Raw genomic sequence first — 1758 nt, 5'->3', positions numbered from 1 at the left:
GCCCAGGGCGGCACCGAGACCGCCGAGGCCGCCGCCCGCAGCGGGTGCCGCCGCAGCAGCGGACGCGGGTCCACCCAGCAATCCGAGCGTCTTCGACGCCTGAACGAAGTTGTTCGCCATACCGATGGAGAAGTACGGCAGACCCTCGGTGTTATAGAGCACACCCGCGATCGGCGAGTAGTCGCTCGTGAACGCCGACAGGCTGGTCGGCAACGTGCTCGTCCCGAACACCAACTGGAACAGGCCGGTCGGGTCGGTGATTGCGGACGAACCAGTCGTAACGGAGTTCGGCGTGGTGATCGCCGTGAAATACTTCTGCAGCTCCTGGATCACCGACTGGATTGTCGTCGCTGACGAAGCTGCTGGACTTGCGGTGGCTTGAGCCGTGGCGGTGGATTGCAGCGCCGGTCCGGCGGGATTGGCGATCGCCGTCGGGGACGCGAAGTTCGCCACCTTGGAAGCCGCCGCGGACTGGCTGGCGTACTGATACATCGTCCCGGCGTCCTGCGCCCAGAATTCGCTGTACTGCGATTCGAGTTGCGCGATGATGTTGCTGTTCTGGCCCATGACATTCGTCTGTAGGGCCTGTGTCAGCTCAGCACGGTTAGCCGCAATCAGCGGTGGCGGCACCGTCGCCGCAAACGCCTGCTCGTAGGCCGCTGCCGCGGCCCTGGCCTGGGTGGCGGCCGTCTCGGCCTGCGCTGCGGTGTTGCTCATCCACTGCACGTACGGTTGCACGGCGCTCGCCATCGCGGTGGATGACGAGCCCAGCCACTCCTCGCTGGCCAGTCTGGTGACCACCGTGTCGTAGTCGGCGGCCGCTGAACTGAGCTCCGCCGACAGGGAGTTCCAAGCCGACGCTGCAGCCTGGAGCGGCGCTGAGCCGGCACCGGCGTACATCAACGCAGACGTGATCTCCGGTGCCATCCCACCAAAATCGACCACTGAAATTCCTCCTAGCCGGCCGCGGCCGCGTTGGCGGCCTCGGCGGCGGCGTACGAACCGGCGCTCAGTCCCAGGGTGTTCACGAACGACTCGTGGATCGCCGCGGCCTGCGCACTGACTGCCTGGTACAACTGGGCGTGCGCGGCGAACTGTGCAGCAGTCAACGCCGACACCTGGTCGGCGGCTGCGGGGACTACTCCGGTCGTGGGGGCCGCGGCCGCCGCGTTCTGCGCGGACACCGCTGAGCCGATGCCGGTGAGAGTGCCGGCGGCCGCGGTCAGCAACTCGGGCTGCGTAGTCACGAACGACATGTCGTCTTCCTCCTGTTTGCTTATGCCTCAACAACCTTCGCGAGGCCTTCGTAAATGAGGGTAGATGCCGTTTGGAGCCCAAAGCTCTTCCGGCGCGAACTATTCATTTCTCGCTTAAATTTGTTCATCGACGGCTACAGCGCGTTCATTCGCCGTTGCCCTCTCGACGCCGTTTGTTCACCTTTCAGCTGCGCAAACGGGCCGAGGCCCGATTTTCAGAGCGCGGTCCCCCGCAGGACGAGGATGGAATCACGTTGCAAATAACTTTCCGGTGAACGCGCCATTCTTCGCGCATTGCGCGGACGTCGAATGCACCGGAGCCCGCTGATGATTGGGGCAGGTGCTGCATGTGTGAGTTCAACCTGCTGTCGTCATCCGGTGATCGGTGAGCGGGGCATGACGGTGTGGCGGAAGCCGTACTTGTGCACGAAGCCGTTGGCGGCTCGCCGGCCCGTCATCCCGTTGTTCATCGGGATGCCGCGCAGCAGGCCGTTGGGTCCAG

3 protein-coding genes are annotated in these 1758 nt (G+C 64.8%); all 3 read right to left on the bottom strand.

Translation table 11 applies throughout. The annotated features are described in order from the left end of the window. Positions 1-945 (bottom strand): PPE family protein (locus WA317_RS21370; protein ID WP_425174928.1); only part of this gene is annotated, 945 nt, incomplete at its 3' end. A gap of 11 nt (positions 946-956) precedes the next feature. Continuing rightward, entirely contained in the window at positions 957-1256 is a 300-nt protein-coding gene (locus WA317_RS21365; RefSeq protein WP_425174927.1) for a PE family protein, read from the bottom strand. Between the two features lie 371 nt (positions 1257-1627). Then, entirely contained in the window at positions 1628-1741 is a 114-nt protein-coding gene (locus WA317_RS21360; RefSeq protein ID WP_425174929.1) for a PPE family protein, SVP subgroup, read from the bottom strand. Positions 1742-1758 lie beyond the last annotated feature (17 nt).

Origin of the sequence: Mycobacterium sp., from assembly GCF_049802695.1 — a bacterium.
Lineage (GTDB): Bacteria > Actinomycetota > Actinomycetes > Mycobacteriales > Mycobacteriaceae > Mycobacterium.
The sequence above is the reverse complement of the archived record's forward strand: the minus strand, read 5'-3'. Positions and strand labels throughout refer to the sequence as shown.

Excerpts from the sequence above, each read along its gene's own strand:
- WA317_RS21365 (WP_425174927.1), bottom strand. The coding sequence starts at position 1,256 with ATGTCGTTCGTGACTACGCAGCCCGAGTTGCTGACCGCGGCCGCCGGC.